The sequence below is a fragment of the Seonamhaeicola marinus genome, from assembly GCF_008085455.1.
The window spans coordinates 224-452 of the sequence record NZ_VSDQ01000208.1 but is presented as its reverse complement, the minus strand read 5'-3'; the positions used below and the strand labels follow the sequence as shown (position 1 = coordinate 452).

Sequence of the window (229 nt, the reverse complement as noted above, 5' to 3'; positions counted from 1 at the left end):
AATTTTAGACCCTGTAATAAAAGCAACCGCGGGTTTCGATTTTCATACTACCGAAAATCAAGATATTTTAAATACCATTTGGCAAAAATGCTACTTAATTACACCTAATTATGATGAAATACAAATGCTGTATCCAGATAAAAATATTGAAGATACCATAGCGCATATAGCAAGTAAAACCAATGTTTACTTAAAAGGCGGCCACCGAACCGATAAAAAAGGAACTGAC

The 229-nt window shown here is 33.2% G+C and carries 1 protein-coding gene; it reads left to right on the top strand.

Annotated features, from left to right (window positions below):
• On the top strand, positions 1–229 hold a 229-nt coding region (locus tag FUA24_RS25570), incomplete at both ends, for a bifunctional hydroxymethylpyrimidine kinase/phosphomethylpyrimidine kinase (RefSeq protein WP_246146932.1).